The sequence below is a fragment of the Variovorax sp. GW821-FHT09B05 genome, from assembly GCF_059418265.1.
The window spans coordinates 138,885-163,306 of the sequence record NZ_JBWKPN010000013.1; the positions used below are offsets into that span (position 1 = coordinate 138,885).

18 protein-coding genes and 1 pseudogene are annotated in these 24,422 nt (G+C 69.5%); 17 read left to right on the plus strand and 2 right to left on the minus strand.

Features of this window, described 5'->3' with window-relative positions:
• Positions 1 to 126: 126 nt before the first annotated feature.
• The 5 genes and pseudogenes from AC07RM_RS29360 to AC07RM_RS29380 all read left to right on the plus strand — a co-directional run.
• A pseudogene (locus AC07RM_RS29360) lies at positions 127 to 4,416 on the plus strand (ESPR-type extended signal peptide-containing protein); the annotation flags it as partial.
• A gap of 6 nt (positions 4,417 to 4,422) precedes the next feature.
• A complete protein-coding gene (locus AC07RM_RS29365; RefSeq protein ID WP_495336813.1) occupies positions 4,423 to 4,833 on the plus strand; it encodes a YadA-like family protein in 411 nt (136 codons plus the stop codon).
• A gap of 83 nt (positions 4,834 to 4,916) precedes the next feature.
• Complete coding sequence (locus AC07RM_RS29370; protein ID WP_495336765.1) at positions 4,917 to 6,062, plus strand: DUF2827 domain-containing protein; 1,146 nt, start codon at positions 4,917 to 4,919, stop codon at positions 6,060 to 6,062.
• Positions 6,059 to 7,189 carry a DUF2827 domain-containing protein gene (locus AC07RM_RS29375; RefSeq protein WP_490877338.1) on the plus strand — a complete coding sequence of 377 codons (1,131 nt, stop codon included), beginning with the start codon at positions 6,059 to 6,061 and terminating at the stop codon, positions 7,187 to 7,189. The genes AC07RM_RS29370 and AC07RM_RS29375 overlap by 4 nt, the downstream gene beginning before the upstream one ends.
• A 27-nt stretch (positions 7,190 to 7,216) precedes the next feature.
• Positions 7,217 to 7,852, plus strand: a complete 636-nt coding sequence (locus AC07RM_RS29380) for a hypothetical protein (RefSeq protein ID WP_256222767.1) — start codon at positions 7,217 to 7,219, stop codon at positions 7,850 to 7,852.
• 16 nt (positions 7,853 to 7,868) lie between these two features.
• Here the strand turns inward: AC07RM_RS29380 and AC07RM_RS29385 are convergent, their stop codons facing one another.
• Entirely contained in the window at positions 7,869 to 8,816 is a 948-nt protein-coding gene (locus AC07RM_RS29385; protein WP_495336766.1) for a helix-turn-helix domain-containing protein, read from the minus strand.
• 168 nt (positions 8,817 to 8,984) lie between these two features.
• Between AC07RM_RS29385 and AC07RM_RS29390 the strand changes: the two genes are divergently transcribed.
• A complete protein-coding gene (locus tag AC07RM_RS29390; RefSeq protein ID WP_495336767.1) occupies positions 8,985 to 11,270 on the plus strand; it encodes an acyl-CoA dehydrogenase in 2,286 nt (761 codons plus the stop codon).
• Here AC07RM_RS29390 and AC07RM_RS29395 read toward each other — a convergent pair.
• Positions 11,158 to 12,021 (minus strand): helix-turn-helix domain-containing protein, encoded by an 864-nt coding sequence (locus AC07RM_RS29395; RefSeq protein ID WP_495336768.1) that lies wholly within the window; start codon positions 12,019 to 12,021, stop codon positions 11,158 to 11,160. The two genes, AC07RM_RS29390 and AC07RM_RS29395, sit on opposite strands and share 113 nt — an antisense overlap.
• 139 nt (positions 12,022 to 12,160) lie before the next feature.
• Between AC07RM_RS29395 and AC07RM_RS29400 the strand changes: the two genes are divergently transcribed.
• From AC07RM_RS29400 to AC07RM_RS29450, 11 genes are all read left to right on the plus strand, one after another.
• Positions 12,161 to 12,586, plus strand: a complete 426-nt coding sequence (locus tag AC07RM_RS29400; RefSeq protein ID WP_398498891.1) for a hypothetical protein — start codon at positions 12,161 to 12,163, stop codon at positions 12,584 to 12,586.
• A 192-nt stretch (positions 12,587 to 12,778) separates the two neighbouring features.
• Complete coding sequence (locus AC07RM_RS29405; RefSeq protein ID WP_495317220.1) at positions 12,779 to 15,655, plus strand: aconitate hydratase; 2,877 nt, start codon at positions 12,779 to 12,781, stop codon at positions 15,653 to 15,655.
• A gap of 4 nt (positions 15,656 to 15,659) precedes the next feature.
• Positions 15,660 to 16,121 (plus strand): metallophosphoesterase family protein, encoded by a 462-nt coding sequence (locus AC07RM_RS29410; RefSeq protein WP_495336769.1) that lies wholly within the window; start codon positions 15,660 to 15,662, stop codon positions 16,119 to 16,121.
• A 168-nt stretch (positions 16,122 to 16,289) separates the two neighbouring features.
• Positions 16,290 to 17,123 (plus strand): iron uptake transporter permease EfeU, encoded by an 834-nt coding sequence (efeU, locus tag AC07RM_RS29415; protein WP_093348815.1) that lies wholly within the window; start codon positions 16,290 to 16,292, stop codon positions 17,121 to 17,123.
• 9 nt (positions 17,124 to 17,132) lie between these two features.
• Complete coding sequence (gene efeO / locus AC07RM_RS29420; RefSeq protein WP_495336770.1) at positions 17,133 to 18,323, plus strand: iron uptake system protein EfeO; 1,191 nt, start codon at positions 17,133 to 17,135, stop codon at positions 18,321 to 18,323.
• Positions 18,324 to 18,345: 22 nt separating this feature from the next.
• Positions 18,346 to 19,662, plus strand: a complete 1,317-nt coding sequence (gene efeB / locus AC07RM_RS29425) for an iron uptake transporter deferrochelatase/peroxidase subunit (protein WP_495336772.1) — start codon at positions 18,346 to 18,348, stop codon at positions 19,660 to 19,662.
• 51 nt (positions 19,663 to 19,713) lie between these two features.
• The gene (gene efeO, locus AC07RM_RS29430; protein WP_093348822.1) at positions 19,714 to 20,550 is read left to right on the plus strand and encodes an iron uptake system protein EfeO; all 837 of its coding nucleotides are present in this window, start codon (positions 19,714 to 19,716) and stop codon (positions 20,548 to 20,550) included.
• Between the two features lie 153 nt (positions 20,551 to 20,703).
• The gene (locus AC07RM_RS29435; RefSeq protein WP_203204905.1) at positions 20,704 to 21,030 is read left to right on the plus strand and encodes a FeoA family protein; all 327 of its coding nucleotides are present in this window, start codon (positions 20,704 to 20,706) and stop codon (positions 21,028 to 21,030) included.
• Positions 21,023 to 22,918, plus strand: coding sequence for a ferrous iron transporter B (gene feoB / locus AC07RM_RS29440; protein ID WP_093349278.1), 1,896 nt, complete (start codon positions 21,023 to 21,025; stop codon positions 22,916 to 22,918). Before AC07RM_RS29435 ends, feoB begins: the two co-directional genes overlap by 8 nt.
• A gap of 25 nt (positions 22,919 to 22,943) precedes the next feature.
• Positions 22,944 to 23,228, plus strand: coding sequence for a DUF6587 family protein (locus AC07RM_RS29445; protein ID WP_296780230.1), 285 nt, complete (start codon positions 22,944 to 22,946; stop codon positions 23,226 to 23,228).
• A 5-nt stretch (positions 23,229 to 23,233) separates the two neighbouring features.
• Positions 23,234 to 24,418, plus strand: coding sequence for an FAD-dependent monooxygenase (locus AC07RM_RS29450; protein ID WP_495336773.1), 1,185 nt, complete (start codon positions 23,234 to 23,236; stop codon positions 24,416 to 24,418).
• Positions 24,419 to 24,422 lie beyond the last annotated feature (4 nt).

Genomic DNA, 24,422 nt, shown 5'->3' on the forward strand with positions numbered 1-24,422 from the left:
ACGAGTTCGATCGGCAGCCTGTCCACGTCGACTTCGACGGGTCTGAGCACCGCGACGAGCAGCATCGATAGCCTGTCGACTTCGACGTCGACTGGCCTGAGCACGGCAACGAGTTCGATCGGTAGCCTGTCCACCTCGACCTCTACGGGCCTGAGCACCGCGACGAGCAGCATCGATAGCCTCTCGACTTCGACGTCGACGGGTCTGAGCACGGCAACGAGCTCGATCGGCAGCCTGTCCACATCGACGTCGACCGGCTTGAGCACGGCGACCAGCAGCATCGACAGCTTGTCGACCTCGACGTCGACCGGTTTGAGCACGGCCACGAGCAGCATCGGCAGTCTGTCGACCTCCACGTCGACGGGCCTGAGCACGGCAACGAGCTCGATCGGTAGCCTGTCCACGTCGACTTCGACCGGTCTCAGCACCGCCACGAGTAGCATCGATAGCCTGTCGACTTCGACGTCTACTGGCCTCAGCACGGCGACGAGTTCGATCGGTAGCCTGTCCACCTCGACCTCTACGGGCCTGAGTACCGCGACGAGCAGCATCGATAGCCTCTCGACTTCGACGTCGACTGGGCTGAGCACGGCCACGAGCAGCATTGGCAGCCTCTCGACCTCGACGTCCACTGGCCTGAGCACGGCAACGAGCTCTATTGACAGTTTGTCGACTTCGACCTCTACGGGCTTGAGCACAGCGACAAGCTCCATCGGTAGCTTGTCCACCTCAACCTCCACGGGCCTGAGCACTGCGACGAGCAGCATCGACAGTCTCTCGACCTCGACGTCTACTGGCCTCAGCACGGCAACAAGCTCCATCGACAGCCTGTCCACGTCGACCTCGACGGGTCTGAGCACCGCCACGAGCAGCATTGGCAGCCTGTCGACGTCCACGTCGACCGGTTTGAGCACAGCAACGAGTTCGATCGGCAGCCTGTCCACGTCGACCTCGACGGGCCTGAGCACCGCAACCAGCAGCATCGATAGCCTGTCGACGTCCACGTCGACCGGTTTGAGCACGGCAACGAGCTCGATCGGCAGCCTGTCCACTTCGACGTCAACTGGCCTCAGCACGGCGACGAGCTCCATCGACAGCTTGTCCACCTCGACCTCGACCGGTCTGAGCACTGCCACGAGCAGCATTGGCAGCCTGTCGACCTCTACGTCGACGGGGTTGAGCACGGCAACGAGCTCCATCGGCAGCTTGTCCACATCGACCTCTACGGGTCTGAGCACGGCGACCAGCAGCATCGATAGCTTGTCGACATCGACTTCGACCGGCCTGAGCACTGCAACGAGCTCGATCGGTAGCCTGTCCACGTCGACCTCTACCGGCCTGAGCACCGCGACCAGCAGCATCGACAGCCTGTCGACTTCGACCTCGACTGGCTTGAGCACGGCCACCAGCGGCATCGACAGCCTGTCGACCTCGACATCCACCGGCTTGAGCACTGCGACGAGTTCCATTGGTAGCTTGTCGACCTCGACATCGACGGGCCTGAGCACCGCCACGAGCTCGATTGGCAGCCTGTCCACATCGACATCGACCGGCTTGAGCACGGCGACCAGCAGCATCGACAGCCTCTCGACTTCGACGTCGACTGGCCTGAGCACGGCAACGAGCTCGATCGGTAGCCTGTCCACATCGACCTCGACCGGTCTGAGCACGGTCACGAGCAGCATTGGCAGCCTGTCGACATCGACGTCCACTGGCCTCAGCACGGCAACGAGCTCCATCGACAGCTTGTCCACGTCGACTTCGACGGGCCTGAGCACGGCCACGAGCGGCATCGACAGTCTCTCGACTTCGACGTCGACTGGTTTGAGCACCGCAACGAGTTCGATCGGTAGCTTGTCCACATCGACTTCGACGGGGCTGAGCACGGCAACGAGTTCGATCGGTAGCTTGTCCACCTCGACCTCGACGGGCCTGAGCACCGCCACGAGCAGCATCGATAGCCTGTCGACTTCCACGTCGACCGGCCTGAGCACCGCGACGAGCTCCATCGGCAGTTTGTCCACGTCGACCTCGACGGGGCTGAGCACGGCCACCAGCTCTATCGGCAGCCTGTCGACGTCCACGTCGACCGGTTTGAGCACAGCGACGAGCTCGATCGGTAGCCTGTCCACGTCCACTTCGACGGGCCTGAGCACAGCGACCAGCAGCATCGGCAGCCTCTCGACCTCGACGTCTACCGGCCTCAGCACGGCGACGAGTTCGATCGGTAGCTTGTCCACGTCGACGTCGACGGGTCTAAGCACTGCGACGAGTTCGATCGGTAGCTTGTCCACGTCAACCTCGACGGGTCTGAGCACCGCCACGAGTAGCATCGACAGCCTCTCGACCTCGACGTCTACCGGCCTCAGCACGGCGACGAGTTCGATCGGCAGCTTGTCCACGTCTACCTCGACGGGCCTGAGCACCGCCACGAGCAGCATCGGCAGCCTTTCGACTTCCACGTCGACTGGCTTGAGCACGGCAACGAGCTCCATCGGCAGCTTGTCGACGTCGACCTCCACGGGCCTGAGCACTGCGACCAGCAGCATCGGCAGCCTGTCGACCGGCCTGAGCACGGCGACGAGCTCCATCGACAGCCTGTCCACTTCGACCTCGACCGGTCTGAGCACTGCCACCAGCGCTATCGGTAGCCTGTCGACTTCGACGTCCACGGGTCTGAGCACGGCGACGAGTTCCATCGGCAGCCTGTCCACGTCCACGTCGACCGGTTTGAGCACGGCAACGAGCTCCATCGGCAGCTTGTCCACGTCGACCTCCACGGGCCTGAGCACTGCGACCAGCAGCATCGGCAGCCTGTCGACCGGCCTGAGTACCGCGACGAGCTCCATCGGCAGCCTGTCCACGTCCATGTCGACCGGCCTCAGCACCGCCACGAGCAGCATCGACAGCCTGTCCACCGGCCTGAGCACCGCCACCAGCGGCGTCAGCAGCCTCTCGACCTCGACGTCGACTGGCCTCAGCACGGCGACGAGCTCGATCGGCAGCCTTTCGACCTCCACGTCGACCGGCCTCAGCACCGCCACGAGCAGCATCGACAGCCTGTCGACCTCGACCTCCACGGGTCTCAGCACCGCCACGAGCAACATCGACAGCCTCTCGACCTCGACCTCGACCGGCCTGAGCACGGCGACCAGCTCCATCGGCAGCCTGTCGGTGGGCCTGAGCACCGTGAGCAGCGGCATCGGCAGCCTGTCGATCGGCCTGAGCACGACGAACAGCACCGTGAGCAGCCTGTCGACGTCCACGTCGAGCGGGCTGAGCACGGCGACGAGCAGCATCGGCAGCCTGTCGACGTCCACCTCGAGCGGCCTGAGCACGGCAACGAGCAGCATCAACAGCCTGTCGACATCCACCTCGAGCGGCCTGAGCACGGCGACGAGCAGCATCAACAGCCTGTCGACGTCCACGTCGAGCGGGCTGAGCACGGCGACCAGCAGCATCAACAGCCTGTCGACGTCCACCTCGACCGGTCTGAGCACGGCCACGAGCAGCATCAGCAGCCTGTCGACCGGCCTGAGCACCGCGACCAGCAACATCGGCAGCCTGTCGTCGGGCCTGAGCACGACGAACAGCAACGTCTCCAGCCTGTCGACCTCGACCTCGACCGGCCTGAGCACCGTCACCAGCGGCATCGGCAGCCTGTCGAGCGGGCTGAGCACGACGAACAGCAACCTCAGCAGCCTGTCGACGAGCATCAGCGGGTCGGTCAGCGGCATCGGCAGCCTGTCGACGGGGTTGAGCACCACCAACAGCACCGTCACCAACATCTACAACAACGGCACGAAGTACTTCCACGCCAACTCGACGGCAGGCGACTCGCAGGCCATCGGCCAGGAGTCGGTGGCGATCGGACCGCAATCGGTGGCCAGCGGCGCGAACTCCTTCGCCGCGGGCAACGGCGCGAAGGCGACGGCCGACGGCGCGGTGGCGGTGGGCTTCGGGGCGCAGGCCACGGGCACCAACGCGATCGCGATCGGTACCGGGGCACTGGCCACCGGTTCGCAGGCGATCGGTGCGGGCGCCAGCGCGGGCGGCAAGGGCGTCGCGATCGGCGACGGCGCGGATGCGGGCGGCACCTCGAGGAGCGCGGCGTCCAACGTCTCGAACGGCACGGCCGTCGGCTTCAACGCGGTGGTCCAGCAGACCGGCGGCGTGGCCCTGGGCTCGGGCTCGGTGGCTTCCAGGGGCGCGGGCGTGGCCGGCTACGTGCCAGGCAGCGCCACCGCGGCGCAGGAGGCGGCGATCAAGGCCACCACCAGCACGCAGGGCGCGGTGTCGGTCGGCGATGCGGCCAACGGCCAGTTCCGCCAGATCACCGGCGTGGCCGCGGGCTCGGCCGACAGCGACGCCACCAACGTGGCGCAGCTGAAGGCGGCCTCGGCGGCTTCGAAGGCCAGCAGCGTGCAGTACGAGACCAACCCCGACGGGTCGGTCAACTACAACCAGATCACGCTGGGCGCCGGCCAGGCGGCGGGCGGCACGCGCATCAGCAACGTGGCACCGGGCATCCTGCCGGGCGACGCGGTCAACGTGCAGCAGCTGACCGACGTGCGCAACCAGATCGGCGACGTGGCGCGCGTCGCCTACTCGGGCACGGCGATGGCGTTCGCGATGTCGGGCACCTACCTGCCGACGCTCTACCCCGGCGAGAAGACCGTGGGCGTGGGCTTCGGCAGCTACAAGGGCTACAGCGCGGTGGCGCTGACCTTCAAGGCCCTGTCGGACGACGGCAAGATGTCCTGGGGCGCGGGCCTCTCGACCACGGGCAAGGAGTGGGGCATCAACGCCGGCATCGGCTGGAAGTGGAAGTAAGTCACAGGGAGAGAAAAGCCCCCTCGAAGGCTCCCGCGCCCCAGGCGCGGGGGCCTTCCTTTTTTGAGGGACACTCGCTGCCCATGCGCATCGGTATTTCAGTCCTCACCCACGCCGGCCAGAACATCTGGGAGAACGGCATGGGGCAGAACGTGCTGTTCCTGGCCCGGCTGCTGCAGCAGATCCCGTTCGTGGAGTCGGTCACGCTGATCGACGCGGGCGACCAGTCGGCGATGCCGCCGCAGGTCGACCTCGCGGCGCGCGGGCTCGCCATCGGCCGGGCGCGCGAACTCACCGATGCGCTCGACGTGGTGTTCGAGATGGCGGGCGCGCTCGAGGTCTCGTGGCTGTCGTATTTCCGGGCCCGCGGCGGGCGCGTGGTGTTCCACTGCGTGGGCCAGCCCTTCGTGTCGCTGGCCGAGCCGATCCTCTTCTCCGACAAGGGCCACTTCAGCCGGCCCGACCGCTGCGACGAGGTCTGGCTGCTGCCCAAGGACCAGGCCTTCGCACCGATGATGCGCGTGTACAACCGCTGCCCGGTGCACGTGGTGCCCTATCTCTGGTCCCCCGAGTTCCTCGCGCAGCGCGTGACCGAGGTCGAGGCGGCGGGCTTCCGTTTCGGCTACGTGCCGCGCACGGCCGAGCAGCCGGGCTTCCGGGTGGCGATCTTCGAACCCAACATCTCGGTGGTGAAGGCAGGCACCTTGCCGATGCTGATCTGCGACGGCGCCTACCGCGCCGACCCGAAGGCGGTGAACTGGATGCATGCGCTCAACACGCTGCACATGAAGGACCACCCGACCATGCTCTACCTGGCGAACTCGCTCGACATCGTGCGCGAGCACAAGGCGATCTTCCATGGCCGGCACGACTTCGCGGGCTTCATGGTGCAGTACGCCGACGCGGTGGTGTCGCACCAGTGGCAGAACGACCAGAACTACAGCTACCTCGACGCGCTCTACGGCAACTACCCGCTGGTGCACAACTCGCCCTGGTTGCGTGACGCGGGCTATTACTACCCGGGCTTCGAGGTCGGCGCCGGCGTCGAGCAGTTGCTGAACGCGGCACGCCATCACGACGCGCAACTCGACGACTACAGGGCCCGCTCGCAGCGCGTGTTCGACGCGCTCGATCCGCTGGCGAGCGCCAACGTCGAGGGCTATGCGCAGCGGCTGCTGCAGCTGGTGGGCGGCGATGCGAGCTTCCGCGCCGGAGGTGCCGCGCGATGAACGCCGTGCCCGACAAGCTGCGCGTCGGCGTCTCGATCTTCATCCGCAAGGGCGAGCAGAGCCTGTGGGAGAACGGCGTCTACCAGAACTGCCTGTTTCTCGTGATGCTGCTGCTGCGCTCGCCGCGCGTGGCCAGCACGGTGCTCGTGGCCGGCGGCGGCGACGGCGCGCCGGCCGATGCGGCCGGCTTCCTGGCCGATTCGCCGGTGCCGATCATCGACATGGCGACCGCCGCGCAGGAACTCGACGTGATGATCGAGATGAGCGCGCAGCTCGGGCGCGACTGGGCCGTGGCCTTCCGCGAGCGCGGCGGCAAGATCGTGTCGATGCGCGTGGGCAACGACTACGTGATCGACATCGAGCGCATGATCTTCGACAAGCCGCACGGCCTGCTGCTGACGCTCGCGCCCTACAACGAGGTCTGGACGCTGCCCGAGTACGAGGCCACCTGCAAACCCTATTTCGAGGCCGCCTTCCGCACGCCGGTGCGCCTGATGCCGCACCTGTGGAGCCCTATGGTGCTCGAGCGCGCCCTGGCGCGCAGCGGCGGCGGCAAGCCCTTCGCCTACGAGCCCGGGCGTCGGCACTGGCGCGTGGCGATCTTCGAGCCCAACATCTGCATGGTGAAGACCAGCTTCATCCCGATGCTGGGCTGCGAGGCGGCGCATCGCGCGCAGCCCGACCTGATCGAGCGCTTGTGGGTCTACAACAGCTTCCACCTGCGCGAGAAGCCGCTGTTCGTCGGCTTCGCCCAGAGCCTGGACCTGGTGCAGCACGGGCTGGCCTCGTTCGAGGGGCGCTTCCCGGTCTACCAGGTGGTGCCGCCCAATGTCGACTGCGTGTTCGCGCACCACTGGGAGAACGGCCAGAACTACCTCTACTACGAGGCGCTGTACGGCGGCTATCCGCTGGTGCACAACTCGCACCTGATCGGCGACTGCGGCTACCGCTACCAGGGCTTCGACTGCGAGGACGGCGGCCGGGCGCTGCGGCGCGCCTTCGCCGAGCACGACGCCGACCTGCCCAACTACCGCGAGCGCGCGCGGGCGCTGCTCGAGCGGCTGGACCCCGAAGGCGAGGAGAACGTGCGCATCTACACCGCCGCGATCGAGGCGCTCTACGCCTGAACGCGAACTCCCGAAGAACGTATGGCCATGACCCCGACCTCGCTTCCGATCCGCCGCCTGCTGTTGTGCGCCGCGGCCTGCACCCTGACGGCCACCGCCTTCGCGCAGGGCGTGCTCGTGCCCCAGGCACCGCCCGCGCCGCCGCAGGACACCCTCACGCGCGCGGCCGCCAGCGTGGGCGTCAAGCGCTGCCTGCCGGCGATCACGCGGCTGTCGTCGCTGACCGTGCAGGGCAGCCGCAGCCACGACGTGCTGCTCGACTGGGACCGCAAGCGCCCCGACAGCGGCCCGGTGTTCTCGCTGATCGGCATCGAGTTCCCGAATGCCGGCGTGGCGGGCTCGATCACCGCGATCCCCGACGACGGCGGCAGCTGCACCGTGGCGGCCGAGCGCATCTCGGTGGCGCCGTTCACCTGCGCGAGCATCGCCCAGCAGGAGCTGCCGAACTACCGTGCGACCAAGCTGCTGCCGGTCTACACGGTCTACACCGACGACAAGGAGCCGACCTCGTCGGTGTCGCTGATCGATTCGCCGCCGGGCTGCCTGGTGATCCGGCGCTATGTCGAATACGGCTGGCGCGACCCGGCGGCTGCGGCGGCCGCGCCGCAAGCGGCGCCCGCACCGGCGGCACCGGCCGCGCAGCAGGCGCCGAAGCGGCGCTGAGCCGCGCGCTTGCCGCTCAGGCCGCGGCGCCGAGCAGCGGCGTCATTGCCTCGTGGATCCAGCGCCACTCGGTGCCCTGCGCGGCGGCCGTGCCGGCATCCTCGCCGCGCAGCACGGCCATCAGTTCCTGGTAGCGCGCCGAGCGCGCGTGGTGCTTGCGGTATTGCCCCAGATGCCAGGCGAGAAATTCCGCGTCGGGCGCGCGGCGCATGGCATTCGCCGAGGCCGCGAGCCAGTCCTGCGCGATGGCCCGGCCGGTTTCCGACGCGGGCTCGGTGCGCGCGGCGAGCGCGGCGCGCACGCGGGCCAGTGTGGCGTTGGCCGCTTGCGCATAGGCGGCGGGATCGAATTCGCCATTCCACATGCCGGCCGCCTCGGCGCGCATGCTCGCGATGAAGGCCTGGTCGCCGAGCATGGCGGCCAGTTCGGTCCAGGCGTCGATCTGCGCGGGCGTGGGTTCGGCCGGCAGCTCGGGCGTGGCGGCATCGACCATCTGGCGCTTCCAGTCGTCGCCCATGCGGGCGCCGGCGGCCACCTGGTCGTAGAAGTTCTCGATGGTCTGGCGAACGCGGGTGTTCGAAAGGGTGGTCACGGTCCAGAGTCTCCGTAGCGAGGTTTCGGTGGGCTGCTTCTCGTCGGCCAGCGTCGCGCGCAGCACGGCGGCGATGCGGCGGCGGGAAGCGATTTCCGCTTCCAGGGCCTGGAGGCGGATCGTCAGAACGTCGGTGAGCGACAGCCGATCCGACAGCGTCCGCCCGACGGTCTCGATCCCGATGCCCGCGTCGCGCAGCGAACGGATCAGGTCCAGCCGCGCCACGTCGTCGTGGGTGTAGCCGCGGTAGTTGGCCTCGCTGCGCGCCGCGGGCGGCAGCAGGCCCGCGTCCGAATAGAACCGGATGCGCCGCACCGACACGCCGCTGAGCTTGGCGATCTCGCCGATGGAAAGCAGTCGTTTGACGTTCATGGGCGGGTTGTAGCGTCTCCACCGGGTGGAGGGTCAAGCGTTGCGGAGCGCCTGGAATGCGAGCCCGTCTCCGACACGCGCGGTCGCCCTCGGCCGGCCGGGCCAGGGCCGCCCCGGTCGCACCATGGTCGAGCGCCGCGCGCCTGCCTCGCGGCGAAGGAGACACGCATGCCGCTGGCCTCGTTGATCGGCCGCTGGGCCATGAAGCCTTTCTCGAAGGCACTGCCGCCGCTGGGCGACACCGAACGCGCCGCGCTCGAAGCGGGCACCGTCGGCTTCGAAGGCCAACTGTTCGCCGGCCGCCCCGATTTCGACGCGCTCGCCGCCTTCGGGCCCAACCGCCTGACCGAGCGCGAACAGGCCTTCATCGACCGCGAGGTGCGCACGCTGTGCGCGATGCTCGACGACCATGCGATCGACGAGGCGAAGGACCTCTCGCCCGAGGTGTGGCGCTACCTGCGCGAGCAGCGCTTCTTCGGGATGATCATTCCCGAGGAATTCGGCGGCCTGGGCTTCGGCCACCATGCCCACGCGACGGTGGTGGCGCGCATCGCCACCGTCAACGTCGCGACGGCGGTCACGGTGATGGTGCCCAACTCGCTCGGTCCGGCCGAGCTGCTGCTGCGCTATGGCACCGACGGCCAGAAGCAGCACTACCTGCCGCGCCTGGCCGATGGCCGCGAGCTGCCGTGCTTCGGCCTGACCTCGCCCTACGCGGGGTCCGATGCCGCCTCGATCCCCGACCGCGGCGTGCTGGTGGAGCGCGAGTTCGAGGGCCGGCCAACGCGCGGCTTCCTGGTCGACTTCGACAAGCGCTACATCACGCTGGCGCCCGTGGCCACCGTGGTCGGCCTGGCCTTCCACGCGGTCGACGAGAGCCGGCCCGAGGGCCAGCGCGATCTCGGCATCACCTGCGCGCTGATCCCGGTGCCGCACGCGGGCATGGAGATCGGCCGGCGCCATCGCCCGATGGACAGCGCCTTCATGAACGGCCCGATCCACGGCCGCCAGGTCTTCGTGCCGATGGACTGGGTGATCGGCGGCGAGCCGCAGGTCGGCCAGGGCTGGCGCATGCTGATGGAGTGCCTGGCCGCGGGCCGCGCCATCTCGCTGCCCGCGCTAGGCTCGGCGATGCAGCAGACCGCGCTGTTCGTGAGCAACGGCTATGGTCGCATCCGCGAGCAGTTCGGCCTGCCGGTGGGCAAGTTCCACGCGGTGGCGGGGCTGGTGGCCCAGATGTCGGCCGAGCTCTATGCGAGCGATGCCGCGCGCCGCTTCACTGCCTGCGCGCTCGATGCCGGCGAGCGGCCCAGCGTGGCGAGCGCGATCCTCAAGGTGCAGCTGACCGAGGCCGGCCGGCGCGCGGTCAACCACGGCATGGACATCCTCGGCGGCAAGGGCATCATTTCAGGCCCCTCGAACCTGCTGGGCGTGGCCTACCGGCAGGCGCCGATCGCGATCACGGTGGAAGGCGCCAACATCCTCACGCGCGCGCTGATCGTATTCGGCCAGGGCGCGGTGCGCTGCCATCCGCATGTGCTCGACGAGATGGCCGCGGTGCAGGCGAACGACGAGACCGCGCTCGGCAAGGCGCTGATGGCGCATGGCGGGCACGTGGCGCGCAACCTCTGGCACAGCCTGTTCGGCGCGCCGGTGCTGGGCCGCCCGCCCGAGGCGCTGGCGCCCGAGGCCCGGCTGATCGCGCGCATGAGCGCCAAGTACGCGCTCACCGCCGACCTGGCCATGGGCATGCTCGGCGGCAAGCTCAAGCGCATGGAACTGCTGTCGGCGCGGCTGGGCGACGTGCTGGCCCACCTGTACCTGGCGAGCGCCTGCGTCTGGCGCTATGGCGTGGAGGCGGCGCCCGAGATGCTGCCCTTCGCGCAGGCCGCGATCCGCGTGCAGCTCGACCAGGCGGCGGCGATCCTGCACGACCTCTATGCCAACCTGCCCACGCCGGGCCGGCGCTTCATCGGCGCGCTGGTGCTGCGGCGCACCGCGCACCTGGCGCCGCTGCGCGACGTGCAGCTGCTGGCGCTGGCCGAGACGCTGCGCACCCGGCCCGACGTGGTCGCCCGGCTGGTACCCGATCTCAGCGAACCCGCGGCCGGCGGCCTGCGCGACCTGATGAGCGCGCTGGAACTCGGCGACCGGCTTGGCGAGGAAACCGCGGCGCTCAACAAGGTGCTGCGGCGCACGAACTCGCTCGAGGCCGCGGCCCGCACGGCGGCCGATCCGGCGCTCGCGCTGGCCTATCTGCGCGCGGCCGACAAGGTGATCCAGGTCGACGACGTGCCCGGGCCGAAGGCGCGCGACGAGGACGAGGCGGGGGAGGGCGCGCTCAGCCCGCCGCGCCAGCCAGCGCCTTCGCCTGCGCAACCAGGGCCGGCAGCGCCGCCGCCGTCTGCGCATCGGCCGGAAAGAACGACTCCACCGCGAGTTCCTGCAACGTGATGTCCACCGGCGTGCCGAAGATGGTGGTGGTGCTGATGAAGCTCAGCACGCCGTTCGGCGTCACGAGCTGGAACGGCACCACCACGCCCGACAGCTCGCCGCCCGCGGGCGGGGTGTCGTGGCCGACGTGGGGCACGGGGTAGGCCGCGAGTTCGTCGTGCAGCTCGACCAGCACGCGGTCGCCGGTGGCGGCGATCTGCTGCTGCAGCCGCTCGAGCAGGTGGGCGCGCCATTGCGCGAGATTGGCGATGCGCGAGGCCAGCCCGTCGGGCCGCAGGCTCAGGCGCAGCACGTTGACCGGCGGCGTCACCAGCTCGACCGACGCGCCTTCCATCAACAGCGGCACCAGCGCGTTGTAGGCCACCAGGTTCCAGTGGCGGTCCACCGCCAGCGCGGGAAAGGGTTCGTGCCCCTTGAGCACCAGGTCGACCGCGCGGCGCGCCGAGGCCATGGCCGGGTCGTCGAGCGAGCGCTGGCGGTACATGGGTGCGAAGCCCGCGGCCACCAGCAGCGCATTGCGCTCGCGCAGCGGCACGTCCAGCCGCTCGGCCAGCCGCAGCACCATCTCGCGGCTGGGGGCGGCGCGGCCGGTTTCCACGTAGCTCAGGTGCCGGGTCGAGACCTCGGCCTCCTGTGCCAGGTCGAGCTGGCTCAGGCGGCGGTGCGTGCGCCAGTGCCGCAGGTGCACGCCGAAGGGATCGCGCGCGCCCGGCTGGCCGGGCTTCGTGGGGTGGGGGCGGGGGGTGTTCATGGGGCCGCATTCTGGCGCGCGGGCCGCGCATCGCCATGACCTGGCAGGTCATGGACGCTGTGCGCCGGTCCCGGAATCATCGACCCCAACGCAGCAGGACAGTCCAGCGGCGTACCACCCGAACCGAAGGAGAAACCTCATGACCGCACGTTCCACGCTCTTCGCCTCGCCGCGTTTCCTGCCCCGCGTGATGTGGGCCGACGCCGCCTCCTGCGCCGGCACCGGCGCGCTGCAGGTCGCTTTCACCGACACCCTGGCCCGTCTCACCGGCCTGCCGGCCGCGCTGCTGCTGGGCACCGGCGTGTTCCTGCTGGCCTATGCCGCCGCGGCCGCCTTCATGGCCAGCCGCGCCACCCCGCCGCGCACGCTGATCGGCGTGGTCATGCTCGGCAACCTGGGCTGGGCCGTGGCCTGCGCCGCCCTGCTGGCCGGTGGCCTGTTCCCGGTGACCGCGCTGGGCGTGGCCTGGGTGCTGGCGCAGGCGGTGTGCGTGCTGGTGCTGGCCGAGCTGCAATGGAGCGGGCTGCGCGCGAGCCGGCCGATGGCGCGGATGGCGCTGGCCTGAACGCCTTCCGCCCGCAGACTGCCGAGGCGCCCCGCGAGGGCGCCTTTTTCGTGGCCACGCGGGAGGCCTTTTTGTCAATGGCCGCCATGGCCTTTTGCCCCCGCCGATGCGATGCCTGACTACAGCAATTGACATTCATCCCTGCTAACCTTTGAGGCGCTTCACGAACACATTCCCCAAGGAGTCCCACACATGGCCAAAGCACCGGCTCACGCCTTTGCGTCCACCCTCAAGACCTTCAAGACCGCATCGGGCAAGGCCGGCAAGTACTGGTCCCTCAAGGAGCTGGCCAAGCAGCACCCGAGCGTCGATCGGCTGCCGGTGTCGATCCGCATCGTGCTCGAGTCGGTGCTGCGCAATTGCGACGGCCAGAAGGTGTCGGCCAAGCATGTCGAGGAGCTGGCCCACTGGGCGCCGAACGCCGAGCGCACCGACGAGATCCCCTTCGTCGTGACCCGCGTGGTGCTGCAGGACTTCACCGGCGTGCCGCTGCTGGCCGACCTGGCCGCCATGCGCAGCGTGGCCGCCAAGCTCGGCAAGTCGCCCAAGACCATCGAGCCGCTGGTGCCGGTCGACCTGGTGGTCGACCACTCGGTGATGGTCGACTACTACGGCACGCCCAAGGCGCTCGACCTCAACATGAAGCTCGAGTTCCAGCGCAACAACGAGCGCTACCAGTTCATGAAGTGGGGCATGCAGGCCTTCGACACCTTCCGCGTCGTGCCGCCGGGCTTCGGCATCGTGCACCAGGTCAACCTCGAGTACTTCGCGCGCGGCGTCTATTCGAATCCGAACGACAAGGGCGACGTCCCGGTCTACTACCCCGACTCGCTGGTCGGCACCGACAGCCACACCACCATGATCAACGGCGTGGGCGTGGTCGGCTGGGGCGTGGGCGGCATCGAGGCCGAGGCCGCGATGCTGGGCCAGCCGGTCTACATGCTCACGCCCGACGTGGTGGGCTTCGAGCTCACCGGCAAGCTGCGCGAGGGCGTGACCGCCACCGACCTGGTGCTGTTCGTCACAGCGATCCTGCGCGCCGAGAAGGTGGTGGGCAAGTTCGTCGAGTTCTTCGGCCCGGGCGCCGCCTCGATCGCCGTGCCCGACCGCGCCACCATCGGCAACATGGCGCCCGAGTACGGCGCCACCATGGGCTTCTTCCCGGTCGACGAGATGACCGTCGCCTACTTCGAGGGCACGGGCCGCACCAAGGAGGAGGTCGAGCGCTTCGAGGCCTACTACAAGGCGCAGGGCCTGTTCGGCATGCCCAACCCCGGCGACATCGATTACACCAAGGTCGTGCGCCTCGACCTCGGCACCGTCTCGCCGAGCCTGGCCGGTCCGAAGCGGCCGCAGGACCGTATCGACCTGGGCCACCTGTCGACCAAGTTCTCCGAGCTCTACAGCAAGCCCAACGACGCCAACGGCTTCAACCAGCCGGCCGACAAGCTCAAGCTGCGCTACCCGCTCGCGCCGGCCGGCGCCGGCAACGACGAGGAGACCGCCGCGCCCGCGCCGGGCGCGCCGCGCGACCTGGTCGAGATGGTGGCCAACCGCACGACCAAGGCGGCCGCGCACGTGAGCGCCACTGCGCCGGCGGCGCCGTCCAAGTCCAAGGGCGAGGTGACCATCGGCAACGGCGACGTGCTGATCGCCGCCATCACCTCGTGCACCAACACCTCGAACCCGAGCGTGATGCTGGCCGCGGGCCTGTTGGCCAAGAAGGCGGTGGAAGCCGGCCTCTCGGTCAAGCCGCACGTCAAGACCTCGCTGGCGCCCGGCTCGCGCATCGTGACCGAGTACCTCGAGAAGGCCGGCCTGCTGCCCTACCTCGAGAAGCTGGGCTTCTACCTCGCGGGCTACGGCTGCACCACCTGCATCGGCAACGCGGGCGACCTCACGCCCGAGATCAACGAGATCATCACCAAGAACGACCTGATCGGCGCGGCCGTGCTCTCGGGCAACCGCAACTTCGAGGCGCGCATCCATCCGAACCTCAAGGCCAACTTCCTGGCCTCGCCGCCGCTGGTGGTGGCCTTCGCGATCGCGGGCAACGTGATGGTCGACCTGATGACCCAGCCGGTGGGCAAGGGCAAGGGCGGCAAGGACGTCTACCTCGGCGACATCTGGCCCACGCCGAAGGAGATCGACCAGAACCTGCGCTTCGCGATGAACGCCAAGTCGTTCCGCGCCAACTACGACAAGGTCAAGACCGATCCGGGCAAGTTCTGGAGCAGCATCAAGGGCACCACGGGCCAAGTCTACGACTGGCCCACCTCGACCTACATCGCCGAGCCGCCGTTCTTCGAGGGCTTCAAGATGAAGCCGCATGCCTCGGACGCGGGCTTCAAGGGCGCGCGCATCATGGCGCTGTTCGGCGACTCGATCACCACCGACCACATCTCGCCGGCCGGCTCGATCAAGGAAAGCTCGCCCGCGGGCATCTGGCTCAAGGCGCACGGCGTGCCCAAGGCCGACTTCAACAGCTACGGCTCGCGCCGCGGCAACCACGACGTGATGATGCGCGGCACCTTCGCCAACGTGCGCATCAAGAACCTGATGATTCCGCCGGACGCCAACGGCACGCAGGAGGAGGGCGGCGTCACGCTGTTCCAGCCCGGCAACGAGAAGATGTTCATCTACGACGCGGCCATGAAGTACATCGCCCAGGGCACGCCCACGGTGGTGTTCGGCGGCGAGGAGTACGGCACCGGCTCGTCGCGCGACTGGGCCGCCAAGGGCACGCAGCTGCTGGGCATCAAGGCCGTGGTGGCGCGCAGCTTCGAGCGCATCCACCGCGCCAACCTGGTCGGCATGGGCGTGCTGCCGCTGCAGTTCCGCGGCGCCGATTCCTGGCAGACCCTGGGCCTCACGGGCGACGAGCAGATCGACGTGGTGATCGGCGGCGAGCTCAAGCCGCAGATGGACGTGAAGCTGGTCGTGCACCGCCCCGACGGCACGCACCAGGAGGTGACGGTGCGCCTGCGCATCGACACGCCGATCGAGGTCGACTACTACAAGCACGGCGGCATCCTGCCGTTCGTGCTGCGGCAACTGCTGGCCGCCTGATCCGGTGACGCGGGTCGGACTGATCTCCGACACCCACGGCCTGCTGCGCCCGCAGGCCGTGGCCGCCTTGCAGGGCTGCGACTTCATCGTGCACGGCGGCGACATCGGCAGTCCCGCCATCCTCGAGGCCCTGCGCGCGATCGCGCCGCTGACCGTGGTGCGCGGCAACAACGACCGCGAGGCCTGGGCCGAGGGCATTGCCGAGACCGAGCGCGTGGCCTTCGGCGGCGTGCATCTCTATGCCATTCACGATCTCGCGCAACTGCCCATCGACCCGGCCGCGGCCGGCGTGCGCGTGGTGGTCTCGGGCCATTCGCACAAGCCCAGGATCGAGGAACGCGGCGGCGTGCTCTACGTGAACCCGGGCAGCGCGGGGCCGCGGCGCTTCAGCCTGCCGATCGCGGTCGCCGAGCTGCGGATCGAGGGTGGGGCGGTCGACGCGCGCATCGTCGAACTGGCGGTCTGACCCTGCCTGTCACAGGGCTTTCATTACCATTCGGTAAGAAAAGCCCATCAGATGAGAATGGTTCTTGTTTGATGGGTTATCCTCGTCCGCTCCTCCGGGGAGCCGACATGCAGCGCCGCTGATCGCGCCGGTTCCGGAGGGCTCCTCTCGCCCTGATTTCCGAAGCCGATGCTCATCCCCTTTCTCATCATGCTGCGCGAAGGCATCGAAGCCGCGCTGATCGTCGGCATCGTCGCCAGTTACCTCAAGCAGAGCGGGCGCGGCGCGCTGATGCCCGCGGTGTGGGTCGGCGTGCTGCTGGCCACCGCGCTGTCGCTGTTCGCGGGCGCCGGGCTGCAATTGCTCGCGGCCGAATTTCCGCAGAAGCAGCAGGAGCTGTTCGAGGGCGTGGTCGGGCTGATCGCGGTGGTGATGCTGACCTCGATGGTGTTCTGGATGCGCAAGGCCGCGCGCTCGATCAAGGGCGAGCTGCAGGCCTCGATCGACCAGGCGCTCGCCAAGGGCTCGGACGGCCAGGGCTGGGCGCTGATCGGCATGGTGTTCCTCGCGGTCGCGCGCGAGGGCCTGGAGTCGGTGTTCTTCCTGCTCGCGATCTTCCAGCAGAGCAGCGGCTGGGAAGCGCCCGTGGGCGCGCTCGCCGGCATCGCGGTGTCGGTGGTGGTCGGCTACGGCCTCTATTCGGGCGGCGTGCGGCTCGACCTGCGGCGCTTCTTCCGCTTCACCGGCCTGTTCATCCTGCTGGTGGCCGCGGGCCTGCTGGCCGGCGTGCTGCGCAAGCTGCACGAGGGCGGCGTCTGGAACCACCTGCAGACGGTGGTCTTCGACATGAGCGAGACCCTGCCGATGGACAGCCCGCTGGGCGCCGTGCTGTCGGGCCTGCTCGGCTACCAGGCCGCGCCCGTGGTGGGCGAGGTCGTCGTCTACCTGGCCTTCCTGGCCGTCGCCCTGTTCTTCTTCCTGCGTCCGGCCGTGCCGGCGCCGCGCGCGGCTGCGGCCGGCTGAAACCCCTCGATGTCCTCTTCCTCTCCCGAACCCAAGGCCGCTTCTTCCAACCTGATGCGCGCGGCGGTCGCCGCGTCGGCCCTGCTGGCGCTCGCCGGCCTCGCGGCCTTCTGGTATGCCTCCAACCATGCGCGCCAGGCGCCGCCGAAGGCCGCCGACAACGCGGTCACCGTCACGATCCGCGGCAATGTCTGCGAGCCCAACGAGATCACGGTGCCGGCCGGGCGCACCACCTTCACCATCGTCAACCAGTCGAACCGCGCGCTCGAGTGGGAGATCCTCGATGGCGTGATGGTGGTGGAGGAGCGCGAGAACATCGCGCCGGGCTTCTCGCAGACCATGACGGTGAAGCTGCAGCCCGGCGATTTCGCGATCACCTGCGGCCTGCTGAGCAACCCGCGCGGCAAGCTGCGCGTGACGCCCTCGGCCGCCTCCGAGGCCGAGGCGGCGCGGCCCTCGCTGGTCAACTACGTGGGCGCGCTGGCCGAGTACCAGACCTTCCTGCGCCTGGAGGCCGGCACGCTCGAGGACGCGGTGCGCGCGCTGGCCGACGCGGTCCAGGCCGGCGACCTGCGGCAGGCGAGGGCGCTCTACGCGCCCGCGCACCAGGCCTACAAGCGCATCGAGCCGATGGCCGAGCTGTTCGCCGACCTCGACACGCGCATCAACGCACGCGCCGACTACTTCGAGAAGCGCGAGGCCGATGCCGGCTTCACGGGCTTCCACCGCATCGAGTACGCGCTGTATGGCCAGAACGACCTGAAGCCGCTCGCGCCCGTGGTGGCGCAACTGATCGCCGACATCGGCGTGCTCAAGGAGCGGCTGCGCGGCCTGAACATGCCGCCCGAGCGGCTCGCGAGCTCGGCCTCGAAGCTGCTGCGCCGCGTGGCCGACAACCTGCCCGCGGGCGGCGAGGACCACTACGGCCATGCCGAACTCGCGAACCTGCAGGGCAGCTACGAAGGCACGAAGAAGATCGCCGACCTGCTGCAGCCGCTGCTGGTGAAGGCCGCGCCCGCGCTGCAGAAGAGCGTGGACGAACGCTTCGCCGCCCTCGACGCCGCGCTCGCGCCGTACCGCGAAGGCGACGGCTTCAAGCCCGCGCCGCTCGACGAGGCGCAGCGCAAGGCCCTGGCCGAACCCGTGCGCGCGCTGGCCGAGGAACTGGCCAAGGTGAATGCCGCGCTCGGCCTGGAATGAGGCTACCGCCGACCGACCTCTCATGACCACGAAGAACGAATCCCTCCCCACCGACGGGCCACCCGCCTCCCCCCACCGCCGCCGCATGCTCGGCGCGGCCGGTGCCGCCTTCGCCGGACTGGCCGCGGCCGTGCATGCCGCCGCGCCCTCGGGCCCGCCCAACGGGCCCGACGCTGGCGCCCAGGTCACCGACGCACCGCAGAGCACCCACACGCAGGACCGCGTGCCTTTCCGCGGCCGGCACCAGGCCGGCATCGTCACGCCGCGGCCGACGGCCGGCATGATCGCCTCCTTCTTCGTGCTGGCCGAGAACCGCGCCGACCTCGAGCGCCTGTTCCGCACGCTGACCGAGCGCATTGCCTTCCTCACGCAGGGCGGCCCACAGACCGATCCCGATCCCAAGCTGCCGCCCGCGGGCTCGGGCATCCTCGGGCCGGTGGTGCAGCCCGACGGGCTCACCGTCACCGTCTCGGTCGGCACCTCGCTGTTCGACGAGCGTTTCGGCCTCGCCGCGAAGAAGCCGAAGCGGCTGAACCAGATGCAGCGCCATCCGAACGACGCGCTCGATGCCGCGCTGTGCCATGGCGACCTGTCGATCCAGTTCTGCGCCAACACGCCCGACACCAACATCCACGCGCTGCGCGACATCATCAAGAACACGCCCGACCTGCTGGTGCTGCACTGGAAGCAGGAGGGCACGGTGCCGCCGATTCCGGCCGTGCCCGGCAAGCCGGCCGAGAGCGCGCGCAACTTCCTCGGTTTTCGCGACGGCTCGGCCAATCCCGATTCGGCCGACGACACGCTGATGGACCGCATCGTCTGGGTGCCGGCCGGCGGCGACGAGCCGGCCTGGGCCGTGGGCGGCAGCTACCAGGCGGTGCGCATCATCCGCAACTTCGTCGAGCGCTGGGACCGCACGCCGCTGCAGGAGCAGGAGGCAATCATGGGCCGGCTCAAGCCCACGGGCGCACCGATGGACGGCGGCAGGACCGAGCACGACGTGCCCGACTACGCGAAGGACCCCGAGGGCAAGACCACGCCGCTCGACGCGCACATCCGGCTGGCCAATCCGCGCACCAGGGCTTCGGACAAGAACCTCATGCTGCGGCGGCCCTTCAACTATTCGAACGGCGTCACCAAGTCGGGCCAGCTCGAGATGGGCCTCTTGTTCATCTGCTACCAGGCCAACCTCGAGGACGGCTTCATCGCGGTGCAGACGCGCCTCGACGGCGAGCCGCTCGAGGAATACATCCGGCCCATCGGCGGCGGCTTCTTCTTCACGCTGCCGGGCGTGCGCGACGAGGCCGACTGGCTCGGCCGCAGCCTGATGGCGGCCTGAGCGCGCCGCGCGCCACCAGTTTTTTCACCACCCTCAGAACCAAGGAGATCCATGACCGTGCAGTTCCGCCGTCGCTTCCTCGCCACCTTCCTCGCAGGCATCGCCGGCCTCTACGCCGCCGGCGCGCAGGCCGCCGTGTCGCCGCTCGAGCTGGTCGGCCCGATCTCCGACTACAAGATCTACGTCGCCGAGAACGTGCGCAAGCTGGCCGCGGACACCCGTGCCTTCACCGCCGCGGTGAAGGCCGGCGACATCGAGAAGGCGAAGAAGCTGTACGCGCCGACGCGCACGAGCTACGAGCGCATCGAGCCGGTGGCCGAACTGTTCAACGACCTCGACAAGTCCATCGACTCGCGCGCCGACGACCACGAGAAGGCCGAGAAGGACCCGGCCTTCGGCGGCTTCCACCGCATCGAGTACGGCCTGTGGGTGCAGAAGAGCACCAAGGAACTGAACCCCGTGGCCGACAAGCTGCTGGCCGACGTGCTCGAGCTGCAGAAGCGCCTGGGCGCGCTGACCTTCCCGCCCGAGAAGGTGGTGGGCGGCGCCGCCGTGCTGATGGAGGAGGTCGCGGCCACCAAGATCTCGGGCGAGGAGAACCGCTACAGCCACACCGACCTGTGGGACTTCCAGTCGAACTTCGAGGGCGCCTTCAAGATCGTCGAGCTGCTGCGTCCGCTGGTGGTGAAGGAGAACAAGGCCTTCTCGGACAAGACCGACGCCAACTTCAAGGTGGTGTTCGACACGCTCGCCAAGTACCGCACGCCCGACGGCGGCTTCGAGACCTATTCGAAGCTCAGCGAGCGCGACCGCAAGCTGCTGGCCGGCCGGGTCAACACGCTGGCCGAGGACCTGTCGAAGCTGCGCGGCATGCTCGGCCTGAACTGACCCTCGATCCCCGGTCCTGCCGGGGTCGAAACGCACCGGCGCGGGGCGCGATCGTCGGATTTGTGGGGTCTTGGTCAGGTTTACGCGATTGAGAATTGATAGCATCCTGGTTTTGCTAACTGGCGCTCCCGGGGTTCCGAGCGCACTCCCACCGTGCAAACCAACAACATCGCCGCCCAGGCGGCCACTGCGGCGGCCGCCGCGGGCCTGCGTCTCGACCAGCTTCCCGACCACCAGTGGGCCACCGTGCTCGACGTCGCCCGCCCCGAGGGCGCGGAGGACCGTGAGCTGGTGCTGCGCCTGACCGAGATCGGCTTCGTGCCGGGCGAGTCGGTGCGCATCGTCGCCAGCGGCATGCCGGGCCGCGAGCCGATCGCGGTGCGGCTGGGCCACACCACCTTCGCGCTGCGCCGCCACGAGGCCGCGCTGATCCACGTGGCGCCGGGCGCCGAGGTGGCCGGAGGTGCGCGCCATGGTTGAAGCCGTGATCCAGGGCCCGGGCGGTTTCGCCGCCACCGGCCAGCCCAACCGCATCGCGCTGCTGGGCAATCCCAACTGCGGCAAGACCGCGCTGTTCAACCTGCTGACCGGCAGCCGCCAGAAGGTCGCCAACTACGCGGGCGTGACCGTCGAGCGCAAGGAAGGCAGCTTGCGCACGCCCGCGGGCCGCCGCGTGTTCGTGCTCGACCTGCCCGGTGCCTACAGCCTCAACGCGCTGTCGGCCGACGAGGCCGTCACGCGCGACGTCGTCACCGGCCAGAGCCAGGAAGCGCTGCCCGACCTGCTGGTCTGCGTGACCGACGCCACCAACCTGCGCCTGAACCTGCGCCTGGTGCTCGACGCCAAGAAGCTCGGCCTGCCGATGGTGGTCGCGCTCAACATGACCGACATGGCGCGCAAGCAAGGCATCGCGGTCGACACGGCCGTGCTGTCGCGCGAACTCGGCCTGCCGGTGATCGAGACCGTCGGCGTGCAGTCCGGCGGCGCCAAGGAGCTGCTGGCCGTGCTCGACACCCCGGTGGCCGCGGCCACGCCGCAGCCCTGGCATGCGCCCGGCCTCGACGACGTGCTCGCGACCCAGCGCGAGGTGCGCCGCATCCTCGGCCTGGCGGTGAAGGAGCCCGCGAGCAGCCTGGTCACCAGCGACCGCATCGACCGCATCGTGATGCACCCGGTCTGGGGCATGCTGGTGCTCGCGGTCACCATGTTCCTGATGTTCCAGGCCGTGTTCAGCTGGGCCAACGTGCCGATGGACGCCATCAAGGCCGCCACCGAGGGCCTGGGCGAGCTGCTCAAGGCCCACATGCCCGAGGGCATGCTGCAGAGCCTGCTGGTCGACGGCGTGATCGCGGGCGTGGGCGGCGTGATCGTCTTCCTGCCGCAGATCCTGATCCTGTTCCTGTTCATCCTGGCGCTCGAGGATTCCGGCTACCTGCCGCGCGCGGCCTTCCTGCTCGACCGCGTGATGGGCACCGTGGGACTGTCGGGCCGCTCGTTCATCCCGCTGCTGTCGAGCTTCGCCTGCGCCATCCCGGGCGTGATGGCCACGCGCACCATCAGCAACTGGCGCGACCGCATCACCACCATCATGATCGCGCCGCTGATGACCTGTTCGGCGCGGCTGCCGGTCTATGCGCTGCTGATCGCGGCCTTCATTCCGGCGCGCACCGTGGCCGGCGTGTTCAACCTGCAGGGCGTGGTGCTGTTCGCGCTCTACGTCTTCGGCATCGTCTCGGCGATGCTGGTGGCCTGGGTCATGAAGCGCTTCCGCGACAACACGCAGCGCTCCTCGCTGATGATGGAACTGCCGGCCTACCGCTGGCCCAATCCGCGCAACCTGCTGCTGGGCCTGTACGAGCGCGCATGGATCTTCATCCAGCGCGTGGGCACGATCATCCTCACGCTGACCATCCTGCTGTGGTTCCTCTCGACCTTCCCGTCGCCGCCCGAGGGCGCGACCGGACCGGCGATCCAGTACAGCCTGGCCGGCATGATTGGCCGCGGCCTCGAGCACATCTTCGCGCCCATCGGCTTCAACTGGCAGATCTCGATCGCGCTGGTGCCGGGCATGGCCGCGCGCGAAGTCGCGGTGGGCGCGCTGGGCACGGTCTACGCGCTCTCGGCCACCGGCGACGACGTGGCCGGCGCGCTCGAGCCGCTGATCGCCGGCAGCTGGTCGCTGGCGACCGCGCTGTCGCTGCTGGTCTGGTACGTGTTCGCGCCGCAATGCATCTCGACCCTGGCCACGGTCAAGCGCGAGACCGGCCAGTGGAAGTACGTGTGGATCATGGCGGGCTACCTGTTCGCGCTGGCCTACATCGCGTGCTTCATCACCTACCACGTTGCGGTGGCTCTCGGGGCGGGGTAAAACCGTCCCTGAAAGGCTAGCTTCCATGGCACAAGAACTGATCGTCGGATTGATCGTCGCGAGCGCCGCGTTCTACGCGGTCTGGCGCTGGATGCCCGCGGGCTGGCGGCGCAGCGCCGCGCGCAAGGTCGCCACCGGCACGCAGCGCGCCGGCCTCGTCGATGCCGAGCGCGCCGAGCAACTGGCGGCCTCGCTCGCCAAGACCTCGGGCTGCGGCTCGTGCGACAGCTGCAACAGCTGCGGTCCCAAATCCCCCCAGAACCCGGCGACCCCGGCTTCCTCCTCCGCCTCTTCGTCCTCCGCGCGCTGAGGCCGATGCCCGCGCACATCCTCGTCGCCGGCGGCGGCATCGGGGGGCTGGCCACCGCATTGGCGCTGGCCGGTGGTGGCCATCGCGTCGACGTGTTCGAGCAGGCCGCCGCCTTCGGCGACATCGGCGCCGGCGTGCAGCTCGGCCCCAACGTCACGCGGCGGCTCGCACGGCTCGGCCTCGAAAACTCCCTCGCCGGGGTCGCCGCGCAGCCCGAAGCGCTGGTGGTGCGCAGCGCCGGCAGCGGTGCCGAGATCGGCCGGCTCGCGCTCGGTGCCGCCATGCGTGAACGCTACGGCGCCCCCTACCTCTGCATCCATCGCGCCGACCTGCACGGGCTGCTGCTCGAGGCCGTGCGCGCGCGCGGCACCGGCGCGCTCGTGACCGCCGCGCAGATCGAACGCGTGGAGCTCAGCGACGAGCTCGTGTGCGTGTCGAGCAGCGACGCGCGCGCCTGGGAGGGCGAGGCGGTGGTCGGTGCCGACGGCCTCTGGAGCGTGGTGCGGCGGCGCCTCGACGCGGCCACGGCCGACCGGCCGCCGCGCATCACCGGCCACACCGCGTGGCGCGCGCTCGCGCGGCAGGACGCGCTGCCGCCCGCGCTGCGCCGCAGCGGCGTCGATGTGTGGCTCGGGCCGCAACTGCATGCGGTGGCCTATCCGGTGCGTGCCGGCGAATGGCTCAACGTGGTGGTCATCGCGGAGTCGGCGCCGGCCGGCAATGCGCATGACTGGGACCAGGCCAGCGGCCTCGCGGCGCTGCAGGCCGCCACGGGCCGCACGGGCGCCTCGCTGCAGGCACTGCTCGAGGCCATGCCCGGCTGGCGCGCCTGGACCCTGAGCGATCGCCCGCCGCTGGCCTCGGCCGCCGAGATGGCGCACGAGCGGCTGGCGCTGGTGGGCGATGCCGCGCATCCGATGGTGCCGTACCTCGCGCAGGGCGCGGGCATGGCGATCGAGGATGCGGTGGCGCTGTCGGAGGCCTTGGGCGATGGCGGCAGCGATGCCGTGCCCGCGGCCTTCGCGCGCTACGCGGCCGCGCGCTGGCAGCGCAATGCGCAGGTGCAGGCGAAGGCGCGGCGCAACGGGCAGATCTTCCATGCCAGCGGGCCGGTGCGGCTGGGCCGCGACCTCGCGATGCGCGCGCTCGGCGAGCGGCTGCTCGACCAGCCCTGGCTGTACGGCGGCTAGATCT